Raw genomic sequence first — 21,988 nt, forward strand, 5'->3', positions numbered from 1 at the left:
GCTTTTTTATATTAAATCATTAAAATATCTCGAATTTCTTCCTCTGTGATTGAGGACAATTTCTCTTCTCCCGGCTCAATCACTTCAGCGATTAAATTTTTCTTACTTTCTTGCAGTTCATGCATTTTCTCCTCAATTGTTCCCTGAGCTACTAGCTTTATAACTTGCACTGTATTTTTTTGTCCCATTCGATACGCCCTATCGGCCGCTTGTTGTTCAACAGCTGGATTCCACCATAAATCATATAATATTACTGTATCTGCACCAGTTAAATTAAGTCCGGTACCACCAGCTTTTAAAGAAATGAGAAATAGATCTCCTTCTCCTTCGTTAAACCGATCGCACAGCTCTACACGATCCTGCGCTGGTGTACTCCCGTCTAAATAAAAGTATGGAATTGCTTGTCGATTTAACTCACGACCAATAATGGAAAGCATCTTCGTAAATTGAGAAAAAATTAATATTCTCTTCCCTGTACTTCTACATTCCTCTAAAATCTCTAACAGTTGTTCAAATTTAGCTGAACTTCCTTTGTAATCATCAACAAATAAAGCAGGATGGCAACAAATTTGTCGCAATCTCGTTAAACCAGCTAAAATTCTAATTTTATTTTTACGTAACGTATCTTTGTCTAAATGCTTTAACGTTTCTTCCCTTAGCTTCGCTAAATAAGCAGCATAAAGACTCTTTTGATCGGGTAATAACTCCGATGATTGTAAGTGCTCTATTTTCTCTGGCAACTCATTTAATACGTCCCCTTTTAATCGTCTTAATACGAATGGTTTCACTCGCTTCGCTATATCTTCACGCCTTAAATCACCGAACTCTTTTCTTCCTGGTAATAATTCTGGGAAGACGACATGGAAGATAGACCATAGCTCTTCTAATGAATTTTCTACAGGTGTACCCGTTAGCCCAAAACGGTATTCAGCTTGAATTGTTTTCACAGCTCTTGCCGTTTGCGTTGTAGGGTTTTTAAACGCCTGCGCTTCATCAAGGAATAGTGTATGAAATGGTCTTGCATACAATCTTATATCTCTTCTCAGTAATGGATATGACGTAATTACAACATCAAATTCCGTTATATCTTTCAAAATTTTCCGGCGCTCTGCTTGAATTCCATCTGCAATAACTGCTCTAATATGCGGGGCGAATTTTTTCAATTCACTAAACCAATTATAAACAAGAGATGATGGTGAAACGACTAATATTGGCAGTTTCTTTTCTCGAATCTCAGTCAAAACAGAATCTATAAAAGCAATGCTTTGCAACGTTTTTCCAAGTCCCATATCATCTGCTAAAATACCGCCAAAACGGTAATGAGCAAGTGTTTTCATCCATTCGAACCCATATACTTGATACTTTCTCATTTCTGCATTTAAAGTATTTGGCACAGCAAACTTTAATTTTTTCGGGTTTTGAATGTTTTCTACTAACTCTTGAACAGAATCATCCAAACTTAAAACATTGCCTTCGTGAAGTCCGTTCATCCATTTTACACTCCGAATAAGCGGAACATTTACCTCTTCTCCATGTAAAAATTCTTTCCGAATACCTGATTCTTTTATAAACTGATTAATTTCATTAAACTCTTTACTCTCTAGCGACAAAAACGAACCGTTCGCCAATCGATAATATTTACGTTTCTCTTCAAGGGCCGCTAATACACCTTTAATTTCTGCTTCTGGTATTCCTTTTATATCAAAACGAAATGACAACCAATCAATTCTTTCTTTTCTTCTCACTCTAATAAGAGGAACTGCATCCCCTTTACTAATTCGCAATTTGATTGCTGTCGTCGCATAAATATCAACTAAACCTTTTAATGTTGGCACGACGTGATATAAAAAGTTATACTCAGCTTCTTCATTATGCATAAAGTAACCGCCTTCTGTTTTTGCAAAGGCACTTTCACTCATAATGTCTAAAATCTCTTTTTCTTTTTTCTCATCACGATTAAAAACAGACGGCTGTCCATCCTCTTCTAGCGGATTAATCATGACGTTCCCATAGTGAAATTCAAGACCTGCTAATAAGCGATTTTTCACGCGGTCTAAATACAATTTCGCTTTTAGCGAAGGTGTTTCAACACGATCCGATATTACTTCATCAATGTGTACAGTTCCGAGCTTCATTAATCCTGGTACAACTTTCGCGACGAAATGTTCCATCTTACTTTCTGGAATATAAAACTGATTACTATTTGAGCGACTCATCATCTTTTGTAATTCAATAAGTCGCATACAATCTTCAATGTGTAAGTGATATAATTTCCCATCGTAAAGTGCATTGTTATACATATCCATAACTTGTACACGATTTAAACCATCTATATGAAGTGTAAATCCGCCATTATTTCCCTTCGTAAATTCAAAGTGTAACGGCAACAACCCTTTTGAAACTTGTAATCCCTGAAACAGTTGTTCATTTTGTTTCAGCTGTACATATTCAACTTTAGAAAGTGAAGAGAGCATATCTTTCCATGAAGCTGGTGGTATAAATATCATACTTTCATCTTGTTTCGCATGTACTTCTAGCGTATCTTCATACATTTTTTCGTTATGATACATTTTAATGAGCTGCTGAATAATCGCATCCGTTTCTTGTTTAAAACTATGTACATCTGGTGTATATGTAAATTCATTTGAACAATGAAAAGATTCCCTTTTCTCCACCTTAGAAAGAAATTCTCTAATATGATTTATGAAATACACTTTGGCAAGTTTCAATTGAATTCCAAGAAGAGCCCCACCACTTCTCGTAGCTACTGGTGTACATATAAACTCAATATCTAATATTTCACGTGTATCAAAACGGTGTTGTTTACTTTTTGGCCTCAGTGGTTTGTCTGCAAACAGCTGAAACATACCACTTGTCAATTGATCATTTCTGCTACTAGTGGAGCTCATTCCACCTGTTTGTTGATTATAGTTTATTTGTATTAATACTGCTGCAACATGTTGACAGTACGTTTGAAAAGACGCTAATGAAGGACAACTACATTTTGCAACAACATCACCCTTTTTGGCTTTTGCTACTGTAACATGGAAATCCTCGTTCCCTTTTACTGTCGCCTCACAAATTTCTTTATTTTCATCGTAATGATCTATTATCACTTTATTTGATTTATAATAGGCTTCACCTCTTTTATATGAGGTCTCTCCGCACACTTCTTTAATAATCGATTTATTCAATGTGAAACTCATCGCTTTGACACTTCCTTAATATAAAACCATTTTCTCTTACTTAACATTTTACATGCTCCACGAGAAAATATAAAATGTTGATTTAACAAAAGAAGATGCTTATTTATAAGCATCTTCTTCACTCTATCTCCATCAACCTCTTCGCCTCAAAATACAACACTTGAATAAACTTCTTCGTATTAATTCGCGTATGACCAGAAGATGCGAGTTCATCTTTCGTCATTTCTGTCATCCGTTTTCTAACTACGGTAAAATCGAAAAATTTTGGAGCATAGCTTTCAAATTTTGGATTTGAAAAGTCTGTTAATCCTAAAGAAGCCAAATGATTTAACGACTGATAAATAGCTCGACGTACTCTTTGTTCAGACGCTTTTTTCTCTTTATCAATATCCGCCTCTAAAGCTAGATCCCCTAATTTCCTTATCGTAATATGATGAAAAATTTCTTTTAACGCAGGAAAGCCAAACTCAAATGTCTGTGCCTTTTCTTGACCATATAAATATTCCAGCATACTAAGTAAATCTTTACTTCCATTCTCTCCCGCAATACCGAGTTCTGATAGTAAAAAGCGTCCTAAATCCCCTATCTTTTTTCCTTCTTGCACTGGTTCAGTACGCAATTGCGGTTTTTCCCACTGAAACACGTTATTCAATGATTTTTGAATATCGTGTATAGAACGCTCCAATCTAATACGCTCCATCACTTTGCGTACAACAGATACAACTTCAATTTTATTTAATGGTTTTGTAATATAATATTCTACACCAAGTGTATATGCCTCACCTATAAGCTGCTTCGATTCCACTTGAGAAATCATAATGATTTTCCCCGTGAAAGTTGACGCAATGTGACGAACTGTTTCAATTCCGTCCCTCATCGGCATCAACAAATCAATAAATAAAATATCTACTTTTTTAAAATTTAGTTGATCCGCTTCAATAAAAACTCCGTCATCCGCCTCACCAATTACTTCTCCAAGGTCTCCATCTTCAATAATTTGCGAAAGCATTGAACGGAAAACTTCATCATCGTCTACGATATAATAAAACAAATCTATTCCCCCTCCCGCTTTAAACTATCCTCCGGTAAACAAACGATAAACTTACATCCTCTTTTATTTTCTCGGTCTTCTAATCTCACTTCTCCGCCTAGCTCTGTTACCATTTCATTTATGTAAGAAAGCCCAATACCAGTTGACGGTGTTCCCGTTTGATCATACTTGGAAGTAAATCCTGGCTTAAATACTAATTTCTTATACTTTTGTGCAATACCAGGTCCATCGTCAATTACTTCAAAAAATATATGTTGCTCTCTTTTATATAGCTTAATAATAACGACACCTTTATCTTCAATTGCTTCAACTGCATTCGAAACTAAGTTATTAAAAATTGATAGAACTGTATACACGTGGTATGCAGCATGCTCACCTTCTATATGTTTAGAAAAACGTATATCCTTTTCTAGCATTTCAGCATACTTCTCGTTTATTCTAACAATCATTTCTGCTAACTCATGTCCTTCTACATATTCAGCCACATTTTTATCTAATAACAGTTTAGATAATCCTGCAAATATCCTTTGATTATCCTTTTTTATTTCATGCACTTCCCCCGCTATTTTCAATGCTGTTTTACTACTTGAATCAGCGCTTACTTGTAAATTTCGATATAGTTGATATGCTTCTTGTGTAATTAACTCCGCATTTTGTAACGTCTTTTTCAAATGAACAGATTCCACATATAAATTAGAAAGATGCATTAACATATTTTCATTTTCTTTTCGAACTTGCGATTCTTTTAATTTCGTTTCATATAAATTCATCATATTTAAAAAACCAAGTGCAAAGAAACTACGAAAAATAGCAATAATGATGAGTTTATTTACTTCAGAAATCGTTATTGTTGTACCTAGTACTAACATGTGATAAAACGCAAGTTCTGACATACTTGCAACAATTTCAATTGAAATTCCAAGGCATCCAATAATGATTGGTTTCTGATGGAACTTATTTACCCTGCAAAGCGAAAAAAAACTGCCATAAATAAAATAATAGAAGAACACAGGATAACGCAAATAAAATGATTCTGTCATATGAAATGAACCTTGCATGATCCAGTCAAGACATACTCGGAATAAGACTACAGATATACCAACAAGAATACCTGCAACTCCTGCTGGTACTCTTCTTAAAAATAATAATAAAAAGAAGAATAGCGGTGTACCGAAGCTAACTCGAAACGTATCATTAAAGGGATGAAAGTTCAGCTCCCCAGCAATCGGAACAACGACCATTAATATAATTAAAAGGGACATATCTTTCTTCCATAATTGATTCCAATTCAAAGGTGACACTTCCTATACTTTTTTTCAGTAGTAAAAGCGAAAGCCCGCTTATTGTTATAAACGGGCTTTTTTCTATATTCTAACCTTTTCTACCGCTTTTATTTGGCGATACTCTGGCTTCCACATTGCTTCTTTCACTGCCATCTTGATATCGTTATCACTTAAGTTCACTCTTGCAACACCTTCTGCAACTGCAACTTTCGCTACTTCAATTGCAACCATTTCTGAGATATTACGTAATTCTTCGACCTCTGGTAAAATAGGTGCTCCTGGCTGACTTGTATCTACCATACTTGCAACTGCTTCAGCAGCCGCTGCGAACATTCCATCCGTCATGACGCTTGCTCGTACTACAATTGTTCCAAGACCAAGCCCTGGGAAAATAAGTGCATTATTTGATTGTCCAATCACATACGTTACACCGTTATATGTAACTGGTTCAAATGGACTTCCTGTTGCAACTAACGCTCTTCCTTCTGTCCACTCGATTAAATCTGCTGGTTTTGCTTCAGCAAGTGGCGTCGGATTCGACATTGGTAAAATGATTGGTCTTTCTATGTGAGAAGCCATTTCTTTAATAATCTCTTCTTTAAATGCACCTGCAACAGTTGATGTACCAATTAAAATTGTCGGTTTTACATGTTTCACAACTTCAGCAAGTCCGATCACATCATTTTGCTTCCACTCACTTACTTCTGCTTCTTTTCTTGCGTACGGAATTTGGAAATCAAGAAGATCTTCCATATTATCTGTAACTAACCCGTTACGATCAATACACCAGAAACGCTTATATGATTCTTCTTCAGATACGCCTACGCGGACCATCGCATCTCTAACTTGATCTGCGATACCGATTCCAGCCGTACCAGCACCAAATACAACAACGCGGTGTTCACTTAGCGGTACACCAGAAGCTTTCACTGCCGATAATACTGCCGCAAGTGAAACTGCACCTGTACCTTGAATATCATCATTAAACGTACAAACATCATGACGGTATTTATCTAAAATTTTTCGTGCGTTACGAGAACTAAAGTCTTCCCAATGTAAAAGTGCTTTCGGGAATTGTTTGTTTACCGCTTGTACAAACGTATCAATAAATTCATCGTAAGCTTCACCTGTTATACGAGGGTGACGATTTCCAATATAAAATGGATTGTTTAATAGCTCCTCACGGTTTGTACCTACATCTAAAATTACCGGTAATACACGGCTAGGATCGATTCCAACTGCGGCAGTATAAACAGCTAGCTTTCCGATTGCGATGTTAATACCACCAACGCCCCAGTCACCAATTCCTAATATGCCTTCTCCATCTGTTACAACGACTAAATCAATGTTCTCAGCTGTTGCACCGATATTCGTGAATGCTTCTTCGATACCTGATGGATCGTTAATTGATAAATAAACACCACGTGGTTTACGATATTCATGACTATATCTTTGAATTGCTACACCGACAGTTGGTGTATATACAATCGGTAACATTTCACGTAAATGATCTGTTAATATACGATAAAATAATACTTCATTTCGATCATGTAACGCAGTTAAGTATACATTCTTTAATAAATCATCCGGCTGAGAACTAAATTGTTCGTATGCTCGGCGTGCCTGTTCTTCTAACGTTAAAACCGCTGGCGGTAATAACCCTTTTAAACCTAACTCTTCTCTTTCATTTTGTGTGAAAGCTACCCCTTTATTTAAAAGTGGTGTTGATAATACTTCTGCTCCTCTTAATGTTGTTTCTAATGCACCATTAGAAGCTACTGTAAACTTGCTCATAACATCCCTACCTCTATTCATATATAGCATTTCTATATTGTAAACAAAAAAGAGGGGATTGTCCCCCTCTTCTTTTAATTTTTCTTTAAAAGAGTTGCTCCTGCAATCCCTGGGTGTGTCATTTCGAATGGATCTAGAATTAACTCTAAGTCTTCTTGTGACAATACACCATTTTTCACACAAAGTTCTCGAACGGATTGACCTGTTGCAATTGCTTCTTTCGCAACGCGAGCTGCTGCTTCATAACCGATATGAGGGTTCACGGCTGTAATAATTCCTACACTTTTCTCAACATACTCTTTTAAGCGATTTTCATTCGCTTCAATTCCTTTTAAGCAATTATCTGTAAAGGCACGGAAACCGTTATTCATAATGCTAATCGATTGAAGTAAGTTGAAAACAAGTACTGGTTCCATAACGTTTAATTCTAATTGTCCTGCTTCTGAAGCAAGGCAAATTGTATGGTCATTACCAATTACTTGGAACGCAATTTGATTAATTACCTCTGGCATAACAGGGTTTACTTTCCCTGGCATAATAGATGAACCTGGTTGACGAGCAGGCAGCATAATTTCCGCTAAGCCAACCCGTGGACCTGATGCCATTAAGCGAAGGTCATTCGCGATTTTAGACATATTCATCATACATACTTTAAGTGCTGCAGATACTTCAGTATAAGCATCTGTATTTTGCGTCGCATCTACTAAATCTTCTGCACCGACAAGTGGCAGTTCACTAATTGCAGCTAAATGTTTTACAACTGCTTCAATATATTCTGGATCTGCATTTAAGCCTGTACCAACTGCAGTTGCTCCCATGTTCACTTCATATAAGTGTTGACGTGATTGCTGAATGCGTTTCATATCACGTTCAAGTACACGAGAGTACGCTTTAAATTCTTGTCCAAGGCGAATTGGCACAGCGTCTTGTAAATGTGTACGTCCCATTTTAATCACATGATCGAACTGTTCTGCTTTTAATTCAAATACATCATGCATATAACCCATCGTTTGTAATAAGCCTTCTAATGCATTTAACGTTGCGATATGAATCGCCGTTGGGAATGCATCATTTGTTGATTGGGCCATATTTACATGACTATTTGGACTAATATAATGATAGTCTCCCTTTTCCATTCCTAATAATTCAAGCGCACGATTGGCAATGACTTCATTTGCATTCATGTTCATTGAAGTACCCGCTCCACCTTGGATTGGATCTACGATGAAATGATCATGCCATTTTCCATCAAGAATTTCTTGAGCAGCTTCTGCGATCGCACCGCCCTTGTTTAATTCCAATCTTCCTACATCTGTATTCGCAAGCGCTGCTGCTTTTTTTACAACTGCGAACGCTTTAATTAAACCTTCATGGATTTTGTATCCTGTAATTGGGAAGTTTTCAACTGCACGCATTGTTTGTACGCCGTAGTATGCATAGTTTGGCACTTCTTTTTCACCTAAAAAATCTTTTTCAATTCGAACACCATTTTTAACTTCAGTTAATGTTGCCATGATTATTCACTCCTTAACGATTTCTTATGCTGCGTTTGTTTCTTTGACTGTTTCTACATATTGTTTTGCTTTCTCATTATCGAATTCGCCTTCCCACTTCGACATAACAATGGCCGCTAATGCATTTCCTAATACATTGACAGATGAGCGAATCATATCTAAAATGCGGTCAATTCCCGCAATTAATGCGATACCTTCTAGTGGTAACCCCATTGAACCTAACGTTGCTAATACAACAACGAACGATGCACCTGGAACTCCCGCCATACCTTTGGATGTTAACATGAGAACGAATAATAACGTTATTTGCTCCGTTAGTGACATGTGCACACCGTACATTTGTGCAACAAACAATGCCGCTAACGCTTGATAAATAGCCGATCCAGTCAAGTTAAATGTATAACCTGTCGGAATTACGAAAGAGGCAACTGCCTTTGGACAACCGAACTCTTCCATTTTTCTCATTATATTAGGTAAAACAGCTTCTGAACTTGCTGTTGTAAACGAAAGAATCAGTTCTTCTTTTAAAATTTTCATTAATGTAAAAATGTTTACTCCAACCATTCGTGCATTAATACCTAATACAATCACAACGAATAGTATAACAGTTACGTATACAGCTAGCACTAGTTTTCCTAGCGGAAGTAATGTTGCTACACCAAATTTTGCAACCGTAACGGCAATTAATGCGAATACACCAAATGGTGCAAATTTCATAACTTGATTTGTAACCCAAAACATGGCTTCGAGTACGCCTTCAAAGAAGTTAAAGACTGGCTTTCCTTTTTCTCCAATTGCCGCAACTCCTAAGCCGAATAATACTGAGAAGAATATAATCGGTAATAGGTCACCTTGTGCAATCGATTCAAATACGTTTTTCGGTACAATGTGAACAATTGTCTCAGCAAAACCTTTCTTCTCTGTTGCATCTGCAGTTTGTTTATAAGAAGAAATATCACTTTGCTGTAAATTACTCATATCAACACCAGTACCTGGTTGGAATATATTCGCTGCAAGTAATCCCATTAAAATAGCAATCGTCGTAATAATTTCGAAATAAAGAATTGTCTTACCGCCTAATTTCCCAAGCTTCTTCATATCTCCTACACCAGCTACTGCAACAATTAATGCTGAAATAACAATTGGTACTACAATCATCTTAATTAAGTGAATAAATATATCCCCAATTGGTGTGATATAAGAAATCGCCGTTTTATTGCCATAAAAGACTGCCCCTACTACAATCCCTAAAACAAGCGCGACAAAAATTTGTGTTGCCAATCCGAATTTTTTCATTTATGTTCATCCCCTTCATGCGAACGCTTTCAATTTAAATTTATAAAAGCTACTCACACATCTTATAAGCGAACCTACAAAATCATACAAAAACCTACAAGTTCGTCACAAAAAATTCAAATATTTTTCTTCTTTTTTTCATTGACACCATTTTGTTAAAAAACGATAAAATAAACTTGATAAGTAATCAGATTGTTTCGTATAATCAAAAAGATATATACTTAAAACAAATCAAAATGAAAAGGAGTGGATGTTATGAAAAACTATACAAAGCAATTCGTCCTATCTTCTTCTTTTCTTTTTCATTTTCTTAAAAAGGAACAAAGGCATTCGCCTTTGTTCCTTTTTTATTGCGATCTATATAGGGGGAATTGTTATGAGACCATATAAACGTGTCTTAATTAAATTAAGCGGCGGTGCACTTGCCGATCAAACTGGAAATAGCTTTAACTCCAAACGATTAGAACATATCGCAAACGAAATTTTATCCATTGTTGATTTAGGTATCGAAGTATCCATCGTCATCGGTGGCGGTAACATTTTTAGGGGGCATCTAGCTGAAGAATGGGGAATCGATCGCGTAGAAGCTGATAATATCGGTACGTTAGGTACAATCATTAACAGCTTAATGCTTCGCGGTGTTTTAACAAGTAAAACAAATAGAGAAGTACGCGTTATGACGTCCATTCCATTTAATGCAGTAGCTGAACCATACATTCGCTTGCGTGCAGTCCACCATTTAGATAACGGTTATATCGTTATCTTTGGAGGCGGAAACGGGCAACCGTTCGTGACGACAGATTATCCAAGTGTACAAAGAGCCATTGAAATGAATAGTGATGCCATATTAGTCGCAAAACAGGGTGTCGATGGCGTTTTTACAAGTGATCCGAAGCATAACAAATCAGCAAAAATGTACAGCAAACTAAACTATAATGATGTCGTTAGACAAAATATACAAGTTATGGATCAAGCGGCATTACTGCTTGCCCGGGACTACAATTTACCAGCACATGTCTTTAACTTTGATGAGCCTGGAGTCATGAAAAAAATATGTTTAGGCGAACATGTGGGGACATTGATTAATGATGATGTTACGATGTTGGTGCATGAAAAATAATGATTTCCCACCAAAAAAGGGTGCCTTTTGTAGGCACCCTTTCCTAATTCATCATCACAAATAGAAGTCAACCAATCCCGCCACTTTCTCCTTACAACGCTCCCAAAAAGATAACTTTTCAAAAAACTCTTTCGTCATTTCTTTCGAATCATGAAAATCCTCTGTTAACGCCTTATTAACTTGTCCTACAATAGGACCACCATAAATATAAAAATTCATTTCATCATTTATATTGAAGCTACGCGAAGTAAAGTTTGTTGTACCAATAACGGTTAATTCATTATCAATAAGCATTAATTTACCATGGAACATTCCTTTTTTATACCCATATACAGTAATCCCATTATTAACAGCTTGACGTATGTATGGATACGCCGCTTCTTTTATAAGAGGTAGATCTGGTTTATATGACCAAAGTATTTTTACTGTAACACCACGCTTTTGTGCTGCGATTAAAGCATTCATGGATTCTTTATTTTTTGCTATAAAATACGGCGTTGCAATTACAATGGAGTGCTGAGCTTGTTTTATGAGCTCTATATATTTTTCAGCAACGTAATGCCCATTGTAACTAGTCATAGTATGTAATGTATTCCCTTTACTAGCTTTATTCGTACTTCTCTTTATCTCTTCTTTCGTATCTCGTTTCCAGTCTAAAGCGAATTGCTGTTCTAAATCTTTTGCTCCTTCTCCTTTAAGTCGTACATGATAATCACGCCAATATCCAAATCGCTTATCTTTCCCTAAGTACTCATCTCCTATATTAAATCCGCCTGTATAGCCAATCTCCCCATCAATCGTCGTAATACGGCGATGATTACGATGGTGAAGTGAATAAAATCCGAATGGCAATGTAGGTTTTCTACTATATGTAAAATGTACACCACTTTTCCGCAATTCATTTATCACCTTTCTTTCAAATGATAAATCATTAATGCGATCAACTGATAAATAGACGTTTACTCCTTCTTTTGCCTTCACTTTTAATAAGTTTAAAAAAGTATGACTACTTTTATCATCCGACAAAATGAAGAAATAAGTGTAGATGGAGCTTTTCGCTTCTCTTATATCAGTAAATAATTGTTTATAAAAAGACTTCCCTTCTACATATAATTGAAAGTCACTATAATGAGGCGCATACTCTGTCGGCATGTTTTTCCCAGCTTCCATTTTCCTACCTAAGGTAACATCGATATGCATCCAAATTAAAATAAAAACGAAAATAGCAATAATAATAGAAGTAACTCTTAATATTTTTTTAATCATTTTGGTTTCCTTCCAATCATATTCCTTACTATTTCGTAGTGTTTCATTTAAATATGTTTTCATACGAAATGTATTTCTTATTTTTATTGATACTAAACAGTTAAAGGAGATACGAATATGAGAAAAGGAAAAACTCCTATTGTTTTTATCCCAGGTCTTTTCGGTTCAATGAGCAATATTATTATTCCCGGCACTGGTAATTGGAGTTTTGGACTTTCTGCATTTGTTTACGAACCATTCATCATGATGCTAGAAAGTATGGGGTACGAACGAAATAAAGATTTGTTCATCTGTTTTTATGACTGGCGGCAGCGTATTGTTTTTTCTACACAAAAATATTTATTACAAACGATTGCTTATGCTAAAAAGATTACAGGTTGCGATAAACTAAATCTAATTTGTCATAGTATGGGCGGCCTTCTTGGACATTCTTACGTTCAAAGTGCAACATATAAAAATGATGTGAATCAGCTTATAATACTCTGCACACCAAACGCTGGATCTTCACCAAATTATAGTTATTGGACTGGAGGTACTCTCCCTATCCATGCCTCTTCTAAAATAAATATCGTTCATTTTTATATGGAACAATATATTTGTTGCTTAAGCATCTTACATAAAATGAATAAAGTTGAGGCGATACACATTTACTTTCCAGGATTACAAGATGTTATTCCTTGTAAAGATTACGGAAATTATTTATTTATAAGATCCGGCTCTTCTATTACATTTCTTCCTTATAGTAAGATGAAAACGAAAAACCCTTTCCTCGATACATTAAATGAAAATAGATTTATTATACAAAAAAGAAATATTGAAACGACACTCATTGCCGGAGATAGAGAGGAAACAATTCAATATTTACAAGTCGTCCCTTCACATTCCAAACTGAAATGGACAGACGGCAAAGTCGTCGGTGATTTACTTACAAAACATGGTGACGGTAACGCTGTTCTACATAGCGTTTTTCTTCTAGAGGGAAATAAATATGTTTTGCATGCTTCACATAACGAAGTGCTCTACAAAAGCATTCCTATACTACAAAAGATACTCTAAATTTCAAAAAAAGGTATGGCATTAAGCCACACCTTTTCACATTAAACAAAATTCCTCGCATCATTATTTCTTCCAAACTTATAAATAGCAATTAAGAAGAATGCAATTGCGAAAGCGAATAAAATTAAAATGTTTAAATATAACTCCGAGAATGGTATTTCCTGCTGAAGTTTTGATATCGTATCTAACAACCAGCGCTGCGGAAGAAAATTAGCTACTTTTTGTACTGCACTTGGCATAATGTCATATGGGAAATAACAACCCGCTAATAAGCATGTTGGTACAATGACCATGTTTTGCATCGCATTTGCCGATGCTGAGTTTTTCGAAAAAGCTACAAGGACTAATGATATTCCAATTGCGATTAATGCAAATAGCATTAGTACGCTCATCATCACTATGAAAGGCATATTGATATTCGTATGAAAAACATTCGTTAGGAACAGGATTGTAATCAAAATTTGTACTGTTAGTATTATCATATTTACCCCGACATTAGATAATATGAACTTCTTCCCATCTATCGGCGTTGATAATAGTCTAAAGTACGTTCTATTCTCTTTTTCTTTTAAAATATGACCTGATAAGTTCGCTGCTGAAAACAGCATAAACATAATAAGGTAACCCATCGTTTGATTTGTCATATCTTTATTTTTCGAAGTATCTTCTAGCGTCTCAGTTTTCATTTTAAATGAACTTTTTTGATACCCTGCGTACATATTGTCGAATGTACTTTGATCTGTTCCTGCTACTTTACTAATAGCTGCTATATTATCAATATAATTATATAAATATGATTTTATAAATCCTGTTACTTGATCACCTTTAATCGATGAAATTTCAATATGCTCTGGTTTCCCTTCTCGAACACTTTTTGAAAAACCAGAATCTAATGTAATAACTCCATCAAGTTTTTTGGAAGTGAGTTTATCTTCTACTTCAGACTCCTTAATCTTACTCACATTCACATGATTTAATCCTTCTAAAAACTTTATCGTATCATTTGCTATTGGCTCATTTTCTTTATTTACAATCCCGATATTTAACGTTCCTTGCCCTGCATTTCCGTATATCGAGAAGGAAATGAGCGTCCCTATTATCGGCAAGCTAATTATAATGAGTAAACTTTTTTTATTTTTCAAAAGCACAGATAACGTTTTTTGTATGAGCCATAAAATATCCTTCATGCTATAGCCCCTCCCGTCTACGTAATGCAATAATTGCAATTAATAAAAAGAGTGCTGAAATTCCAATGTTTAAAGAAATGACTGGTAGTGCTGCCCCTACATCATTTGCATAAATAATTTTCATAACAGCTGTATTTGCCCAAGTTAATGGCGATAAATTCGTAACGAAATTTTCTTCTACTACGAAATATGCACCTCCAAAAATAGAAGCTAATTGCACAACAACCATAATAATTGCCCTAGACGCTTCAGCTGTTTTCGTGATATATCCGATTCCTAAACCGAAGCTAATTGCTAGAAAGACTTGTGTTAATAAAATAAGAAATATGATTCCAAGATGGTCGCCCCAATTCGCTTGAAAAACAAATTTACTAAATAACATGACGAGTAATATGCACAGGGCATTTGCTACTAGGCTACCAAGTACTTTTCCAATGAATATTTCAGCTTTACTTATAGGTGCAGCAATGAGACGATCTCCTGTTTTACGTATTCGTTCTCCTCGAATTAAAGAACTCGCTCCCATCGCAGCATATAGTGCAATCATCGTTGTCATTACAACCGCATAGTAATCCATAGAACCTGGTTTTTTCGCAGCTTGTAAAGATGTTTCTTTTATATAATCATTATGATTTCCGTTTGAAATAACCGTACTAACCTTAGTAGGATCTACTTTTGCAACTTCGACCGCTACATTGTACTTATCAACAAATGTTGTAAGCATTCCCTCCACAATACTTCCCTCAATACTACTTTTGTCACTCCCATAAAATTTTGCACCATCTTTATTTAACTCTACATAAGCAGCATATTTATTTTTCTTCACTTCTTCTTTCCCATCTATACTGCCGGAAGCTTTTTTAAAATGAATACCTGATTTATCCACTTCTTTCGTAAATGCTTCAAATGATTGAGAAAACGTGCTACTCGCTTCATCTTTATATAGCACTTGTATATCTTTAATCGAATGACTATCACTATTAAATGCGTTGGTTAACGCTGTTCCTAACACAAGCATAAGCACAATCGGAAATGCTAACATAAAAACTAAAGTTCTTACGTCTCTGAAATCTCTTTTAATATGCATAATTGCAATATTGAAGATGTTCAATTGATGAACCTCCCTTTACCTTTTCTTCATTTACTTTTTATTTATCTCGTAAGTTTCTTCCCGTCAATGTAAGGAATACTGTTTCTAAGTTGGGAGCCTGCTCCTCTAATGAACGAATTTCAATATCATGATTGATACAGTGTTGAATGATTTTATTTAAATTATTTAATCCCGCATCAGAATTCACTTTAATTACGTTTTCTTCAATTTGAACTGCTTTCACACCGTTTATCTCTTTTAATTTTTCCACGTCTAAATTTTCCACCGACTTCACTTCAATCCAAATATCTTTCGTATCAGTAATAATCGATTTTAGTTGTTCTTTCGTACCTTCTGCAATCACTTTACCGTGATCTACAATCGCTATTTTCGTACAAATCTCTTCTACCTCTTCCATGTAGTGACTCGTATAAATAATAGTGCTTCCCATTTCATTTAACTTCCGGACAGACTGAAGAATATAGTTTCTTGACTGTGGATCAATTCCAACTGTCGGTTCATCCATAATAATTAACTTCGGTCTATGTGCAATTGCACAAGCAATATTCAATCTTCTTTTCATCCCGCCAGAAAAGTTTTTCGGATAACTTTTCTGTTTATCACTAAGTCCTACAAATTGAAGTGCTTCCTCTACTCTCGCTCTTAGTTCGGCCCCTCTTAATCCGTACAATCCAGCAAAGAACTTCACATTTTCATAAGCAGTTAACTCTTCATAAATCGCAATATCTTGCGGAACAATACCAATATTCATCTTTGCAAATCGATTATGTTTCTTTATATTTTTTCCTAGTATGCTAATTTCGCCTTCATTACTTCTTAACAAACCAGCAATCATATTAATTGTCGTACTCTTACCAGCACCATTCGATCCTAAAAAGCCAAATATTTCTCCTTCTTTAATAGATAAAGACATATTATCAACTGCGATGAAATCACCAAATTTTTTCGTTAAATTTTTAATTTCTAATGTACTCATCATTTCACCCCTATTTCGGTTTCTCTGCTGTTATTATAAACAAAAAGAATGAACCTGCTCAGTGCAGAAATTCATTCTTTTCACATGAGAATATTCACTTTTTTCATATGAGATGGTTCATCTTCATCCCATTCTCTTATATCGGAAACAACATTGTCACTGAAAAACCACTTGTTCCATCTACAATAATTTTTCCGTTTACTGATGCTGTTCGCTCCTCCATCCCCATAATACCGAGACCTTTCTTAACAAAAGCTGCGCCTTTCCCGTTATCCTTCACTTGCACCTTAACCATCTTGTTAAGCACATGAATATCTATAGAAATAACTGTCGCATCAGCATATTTCATTGCATTTGTTAGTGCTTCTGTAACATTCTCACCGATAATTTTCCACTGAATGGGAGAAATCATATCTAAGTTCCCTTTGTATACAAAAGGAATATTCACATCATTCTTACCGGCAAATTCCTCTATGAATAATTTCATACGATGAATACCAATTTGCTCAGTTGGTGGCTTCATATTTTTTAATGTAATGCGAATACTTTCAATTCCATCTTTTGAAATGTGAATTGCATTTTGTAATAACTCCGCAGATTTTTCTTTATCTATTTCCATTAATCTTTTTGCTGCTTCCATTTGAATAAGTGCACCCGTCATCGAGTGACCAATTTTATCATGAATTTCTTGCGATAACCGATTTCTCTCTTCTAGCTTAAATGTGTATTCAGATTGTCTTATGTACTCTTTATTTTCATGTAAGCTTTTCGTAAGTCGTTGCATATCTTTTCGCATCTTATCATTTTGTGATTCAAGCTTTACTACACGCGATATATATCGATCTGCCATAGTTAAAACGAGAAAAGAAAATGCAACAATTAATCCATAAGTCATTCGAATACTTTCATCTGCAATCGTAATTGGGAGCATCATAACGACAAAGCGTGGCCAATTCTTATCTATGTAATGGAATATAATTTCGTATAAGTTCAAAGGTAAAAACAAAATAAAAAATGGATGAACCCTCCATGTAAATAACATAACTATGCCAATGGACATACAGATTAATATTTTTTTATACATATCTTTTTTAAATATAGAAATCATTACGTTTACAGAGAGGTAAATAAGTAATGTAAATATAACCCATGGTAAATTTGCTACATTTGCGTAAATATAACTAAACACAATATATAAAAAGACAATTAATTTACTTACAGTTAACCAAAACTCCATATCATTAATCTACTTTCCCTGTTAAGTAATAAATCGCAATTTGTGTGCGATGTTCAAGTCCAGTTTTCCCTAAAACTGACGTAATATAATTTGCAATTGTTCCCTCAGATATAAAAAGCTGTTTCGAAATTTCTTTATTTGAGAAACCTTTTGCAATTAATGCGATAATACTAAGCTCCCTTTCTGTGAAAAGGCTCTTATCAATTTTACATTCTTCCTCCTTACTTTCCATTAAATTAGACTTAATTTTATCGAGGACAACATCTTGCATAACAGTTTGACCGTTATATACTCCTTTTATCGCATCACGAATACGCTCCGGATCGTTATTTTTTAATAAATAACCTTTCGCTCCGTTTTTTACTGCATCCAAAATATACTCATCATCATCAAACGTCGTTAAAATAAGCGGTTTTGTTTTCGTCTCTTCACAAATGAACTTCGTCGCCTCTACACCGTTCATATTTGGCATACGAACATCTAAAAGAGCAATATCAACTTCATGCTTTTTACAATATGCTACAGCTTCTTCCCCATCATTTACAGTATCTACCACTTCGAACTCTTCGTATGTATTTAAAATAATTTTCATGCCTTCTCTAATAAAAGAGTTATCATCCGCTATTAATATTTTAATTTTCATGTTTGTTAGTATGGCCCTTCCCCTACTAACATTCACATCCTTTCTTCCCGTAACATTTCCTACTTGCTCATTATATACTTCTCTTTACCATTTTTTCACACCTTTTTTCATCTAGCTCTCCTACAAAAAATATATTATTCTTTTTTTACAATATGTGTAGGGTGACTTATCATTCTTTACGTCTATATAATAGAATGCGTCAAAAAGGAGGGAGAGACCGATTGAGGAAAAACAATTAATTGAAAAAGCAAAGCATGGAAGCGAGCATGCTTTTCGTATCCTTGTACAAACATATCGTCATTATATTTTTCAAGTTATCTTTTCTATTTTAAGACATGAAGAAGATGCGAAAGATGTTACACAAGAAGTATTCGTAAAAATTCACACCTCTCTCCCAAATTATCAATTTCGCGGATTAAAAACGTGGATGGCACGTATTGCCACCAATCACGCTATTGATTATAAGAGAAAGAAAGCTAGAGAAAACGAAGAACTCTCCTTATGTAAAGAAACAGAGGAAAATATAAAATCCTCTCATAACATTGAAGCTTTACTATTGACGAAAGAGCAAAAATTACTCATTGCTCAAAAACTGAGAGAACTTCCCGAAAATTACCGTGACGTCGTTCTCGCACATTACTTAGAAGAAAAAAGTTATCAAGAAATTGCTTTACAGGAAAACATCGAAGTAAAAACAGTCGAAATGAAACTGTATCGGGCACGAAAATGGATTAAAAAACATTGGAAGGAGGAAGAGTTTCTATGATGCATTATTCAAAAGAAGATTGGCGCAATTATACATTAGATTTTATAGAAAGCAATGAACGTGAATCTATGGAAGAACATCTTTATGAATGTGATGATTGTTTAGCACTTTATATGGAAAGTATTGATGAACAACATGAAAACCTTCCAATGATAAATGATGATTCATTTACGAACGAAGTTATGACGCAAATTAATTTTGAAACACTACAGTCTAATAAAAATATAAAAACAAACTCACTAAAGCGCACAATCATTCACTACATAATTGCGACTGCGGCTACAATTATTTTTATGGTAAGTGGTTTATTCCAATATATTTTTACAGCGACATCAAATTTCGAGAAATCTTCAAAACATAACGAGTCCTCTATTTCACAACAAATTGTAAACAAATCGGTAGACACATCCAAAAAGAACGGAGGTTCAAAGCATGAATAAAAATCCCTTTTTAGCACTTGTATTAGGGCTAATTCCTGGGCTTGGACATTTATACTTAAAAAAGCTAGGACGGTTTATTTTATATAGCGGAGGATCTTTATTTCTATTCTCCTTTGCAGTATTTTGTACCATAGTAGTAAGAGAACGTGATATTGCTTTTCTTTCTCTATTTTTACTAGCCGTTCTATGGGCAATTAACTTACTAGATTTAGTTATCACCATTATAAAACAAACGAAAAAACAAGAAGCTGGAGAATTGATAAATTCCTCTAAAGAGAGCGAACGATTTTATATCATTCTCCTATCTATCATCCCTGGACTTGGCCATTTCCAATTAGGACTTATGCAACGCGGTCTTACGTTTTTAGTCGCTTGCGCTGGCTTAGGCAGCATGATTATATTTGTGACTTTATTAACATCTCAAGGAAGTTTCCTTATCTTCCTTATTACGTTACCTGTTTTATGGATTTATAATTTCTTTGACGTTGTTCAGCAACTACAGAAAAAAGAACGCGACGAGCAATTAATTGACCGTACTATTTTCGAAGATTTTGAAGAACATCAAGAGCAGGGAAAGAAAAGTAAAACATTTGCTTCTATTTTAGCGATGTTCCCTGGAGCAGGTCATATGTATTTAGGCTTACAACGCCGTGGTCTTCAGCTTATGGCAGCCTTCTTACTATCTATTTATTTACTCGACTTATTAAGACTTTCTGCATTTTTGTTTTTAGTACCAATCATTTGGTTCTATAGCTTTTTTGATGCGTTACAGCAAACAGCAAAATACGGAAAAGAACGAGTTCAAGACGAACCCATTATCGATTATTTTATAAATCATCAAAGATGGATCGGTATCGGATTAATTACACTCGGTGGTTATTATTTATTAAATCAAACAGTCCTTCCTATTTTGAATGATTATTTTGCAACTATATTTAATATTCATCTTAGTGAACTATATTATCGCTATTTCCAAACATCTATCGTTGCGCTCCTTTTAATTGGCGGCGGCTTTAAATTGTTACTTGGAAATAAAGAAAACAAAGGTGGGACAAGCGAATGAGGACTTGGCGTGTTGGAACATTCTCAATGGGGCTTTCTATTATATCGTTAGGATGCTTTTTACTATTTTCAGTCGTAAAAGGAATTCAAGTATTAGATACACTAACTGCATGGTGGCCAGTTTTACTTATCATACTTGGAGCCGAAGTTTTACTATATCTTCTATTTTCTAAGAAGGAACAATCATTTATTAAATATGATATTTTTAGTATTTTCTTTATCGGTGTTTTAGGAAGCGTCGGAATTGCTTTTTACTGTTTATTATCAACTGGATTACTAGAAGAAGTTCGTCACTCTATTAACACAACGAGGCAAACGAATAATATTCCAGACGGACAATTTGATATACCTGAATCTATCAAAAAAATCGTAGTAGATGCAGGACATCAACCTCTAACGATAGAGGGAAATAATACAAATCAAATTCATCTTTTGGGAACTTATGAAATGACAACGAAAGCAAATGAAAAACTCAATTTAAAACGAGATGATTTCCTTTCAGTTCAAACGGCTGGAGAAACGATGTATATCACTTTAAAATCATTACCTGTTCAGCATACGTTATTTAATTCAGCACCACAGGTGAAACCAACGCTTGTTCTTCCGCAAAATAAAAATGTGGAAATCCGCGCTTCAAATAACGAACTATCTCTTTATCCAGGTCAATTACAAAATAATTGGTTTGTACAGGAAAGCTCAAGAGTGTCTGTCCATCTTGCAAAAGAAAGTGATATATCTTTAACAGCAGTAACGAATCAAAAAGAAACACATGGAAGTACACCTTGGGAACAAGTAGAAGATTTAACGAAAAACGAAAATACTTCTTCAGAAGAACATCCAGAATTAAACAACCAAGAACATTGGTATAAAAATTCGATTAAAACTGGAAATGGGACGTACAAGTTAAATATTGAGAAAGCTTATAATTTGAATATGAGTGTTCTCGAAAAATAAAAAACCTTCCGCAATTGCGGAAGGTT

Annotated in this window: 18 protein-coding genes; 6 read left to right on the top strand and 12 right to left on the bottom strand. The window is 34.9% G+C overall.

Going from position 1 to position 21,988, the window contains the following annotated elements:
* Positions 1-11: 11 nt before the first annotated feature.
* From ACUN13_RS06715 to ACUN13_RS06740, 6 genes are all read right to left on the bottom strand, one after another.
* The gene (locus tag ACUN13_RS06715; protein WP_088363393.1) at positions 12-3,206 is read right to left on the bottom strand and encodes a DEAD/DEAH box helicase; all 3,195 of its coding nucleotides are present in this window, start codon (positions 3,204-3,206) and stop codon (positions 12-14) included.
* A 118-nt stretch (positions 3,207-3,324) separates the two neighbouring features.
* Positions 3,325-4,257 carry a response regulator gene (locus ACUN13_RS06720; protein ID WP_086385837.1) on the bottom strand — a complete coding sequence of 311 codons (933 nt, stop codon included), beginning with the start codon at positions 4,255-4,257 and terminating at the stop codon, positions 3,325-3,327.
* Between the two features lie 2 nt (positions 4,258-4,259).
* A complete protein-coding gene (locus ACUN13_RS06725) occupies positions 4,260-5,558 on the bottom strand; it encodes a sensor histidine kinase (RefSeq protein WP_086385836.1) in 1,299 nt (432 codons plus the stop codon).
* Positions 5,559-5,621: 63 nt separating this feature from the next.
* Positions 5,622-7,334, bottom strand: a complete 1,713-nt coding sequence (gene malS / locus ACUN13_RS06730) for an oxaloacetate-decarboxylating malate dehydrogenase (RefSeq protein WP_242292850.1) — start codon at positions 7,332-7,334, stop codon at positions 5,622-5,624.
* 74 nt (positions 7,335-7,408) lie between these two features.
* Positions 7,409-8,848: an aspartate ammonia-lyase gene (gene aspA, locus ACUN13_RS06735; protein WP_088344804.1), complete on the bottom strand. Its 1,440-nt coding sequence runs from the start codon at positions 8,846-8,848 to the stop codon at positions 7,409-7,411.
* Between the two features lie 24 nt (positions 8,849-8,872).
* Positions 8,873-10,144, bottom strand: a complete 1,272-nt coding sequence (locus tag ACUN13_RS06740) for a cation:dicarboxylate symporter family transporter (protein WP_088344806.1) — start codon at positions 10,142-10,144, stop codon at positions 8,873-8,875.
* 376 nt (positions 10,145-10,520) lie between these two features.
* Between ACUN13_RS06740 and pyrH the strand changes: the two genes are divergently transcribed.
* Entirely contained in the window at positions 10,521-11,264 is a 744-nt protein-coding gene (gene pyrH, locus ACUN13_RS06745) for a UMP kinase (protein WP_001248059.1), read from the top strand.
* A 54-nt stretch (positions 11,265-11,318) separates the two neighbouring features.
* Here pyrH and ACUN13_RS06750 read toward each other — a convergent pair whose 3' ends face one another.
* The gene (locus ACUN13_RS06750; RefSeq protein ID WP_445423734.1) at positions 11,319-12,530 is read right to left on the bottom strand and encodes a phospholipase D-like domain-containing protein; all 1,212 of its coding nucleotides are present in this window, start codon (positions 12,528-12,530) and stop codon (positions 11,319-11,321) included.
* 117 nt (positions 12,531-12,647) lie between these two features.
* Between ACUN13_RS06750 and ACUN13_RS06755 the strand changes: the two genes are divergently transcribed.
* Complete coding sequence (locus tag ACUN13_RS06755; protein ID WP_445423735.1) at positions 12,648-13,586, top strand: esterase/lipase family protein; 939 nt, start codon at positions 12,648-12,650, stop codon at positions 13,584-13,586.
* A gap of 41 nt (positions 13,587-13,627) precedes the next feature.
* On the opposite strand, the gene ACUN13_RS06760 is transcribed toward ACUN13_RS06755, so the two are convergent.
* The 5 genes from ACUN13_RS06760 to ACUN13_RS06780 form a co-directional block, all read right to left on the bottom strand.
* Positions 13,628-14,773: an ABC transporter permease gene (locus ACUN13_RS06760; protein ID WP_088344810.1), complete on the bottom strand. Its 1,146-nt coding sequence runs from the start codon at positions 14,771-14,773 to the stop codon at positions 13,628-13,630.
* Position 14,774: 1 nt separating this feature from the next.
* Positions 14,775-15,884 carry an ABC transporter permease gene (locus ACUN13_RS06765; protein WP_001020154.1) on the bottom strand — a complete coding sequence of 370 codons (1,110 nt, stop codon included), beginning with the start codon at positions 15,882-15,884 and terminating at the stop codon, positions 14,775-14,777.
* A gap of 37 nt (positions 15,885-15,921) precedes the next feature.
* Positions 15,922-16,860 (bottom strand): ABC transporter ATP-binding protein, encoded by a 939-nt coding sequence (locus ACUN13_RS06770; protein WP_088344812.1) that lies wholly within the window; start codon positions 16,858-16,860, stop codon positions 15,922-15,924.
* Between the two features lie 136 nt (positions 16,861-16,996).
* A complete protein-coding gene (locus tag ACUN13_RS06775) occupies positions 16,997-18,097 on the bottom strand; it encodes a sensor histidine kinase (RefSeq protein WP_088344814.1) in 1,101 nt (366 codons plus the stop codon).
* Between the two features lie 4 nt (positions 18,098-18,101).
* Positions 18,102-18,740 carry a response regulator transcription factor gene (locus tag ACUN13_RS06780; protein WP_000694093.1) on the bottom strand — a complete coding sequence of 213 codons (639 nt, stop codon included), beginning with the start codon at positions 18,738-18,740 and terminating at the stop codon, positions 18,102-18,104.
* Between the two features lie 277 nt (positions 18,741-19,017).
* Between ACUN13_RS06780 and ACUN13_RS06785 the strand changes: the two genes are divergently transcribed.
* The 4 genes from ACUN13_RS06785 to exsE are packed head-to-tail and all read left to right on the top strand — an operon-like array spanning position 19,018 to position 21,962.
* Positions 19,018-19,506, top strand: a complete 489-nt coding sequence (locus tag ACUN13_RS06785; protein ID WP_071732568.1) for an RNA polymerase sigma factor — start codon at positions 19,018-19,020, stop codon at positions 19,504-19,506.
* Entirely contained in the window at positions 19,503-19,946 is a 444-nt protein-coding gene (locus ACUN13_RS06790; protein WP_000972345.1) for a hypothetical protein, read from the top strand. Before ACUN13_RS06785 ends, ACUN13_RS06790 begins: the two co-directional genes overlap by 4 nt.
* Positions 19,939-21,009 (top strand): hypothetical protein, encoded by a 1,071-nt coding sequence (locus tag ACUN13_RS06795; protein ID WP_001039112.1) that lies wholly within the window; start codon positions 19,939-19,941, stop codon positions 21,007-21,009. Before ACUN13_RS06790 ends, ACUN13_RS06795 begins: the two co-directional genes overlap by 8 nt.
* Positions 21,006-21,962 (top strand): exosporium protein ExsE, encoded by a 957-nt coding sequence (gene exsE / locus ACUN13_RS06800; protein ID WP_088363391.1) that lies wholly within the window; start codon positions 21,006-21,008, stop codon positions 21,960-21,962. The genes ACUN13_RS06795 and exsE overlap by 4 nt, the downstream gene beginning before the upstream one ends.
* The last annotated feature ends 26 nt before the right edge of the window (positions 21,963-21,988 follow it).

The sequence above is a fragment of the Bacillus cereus group sp. Bce041 genome, from assembly GCF_052646455.1.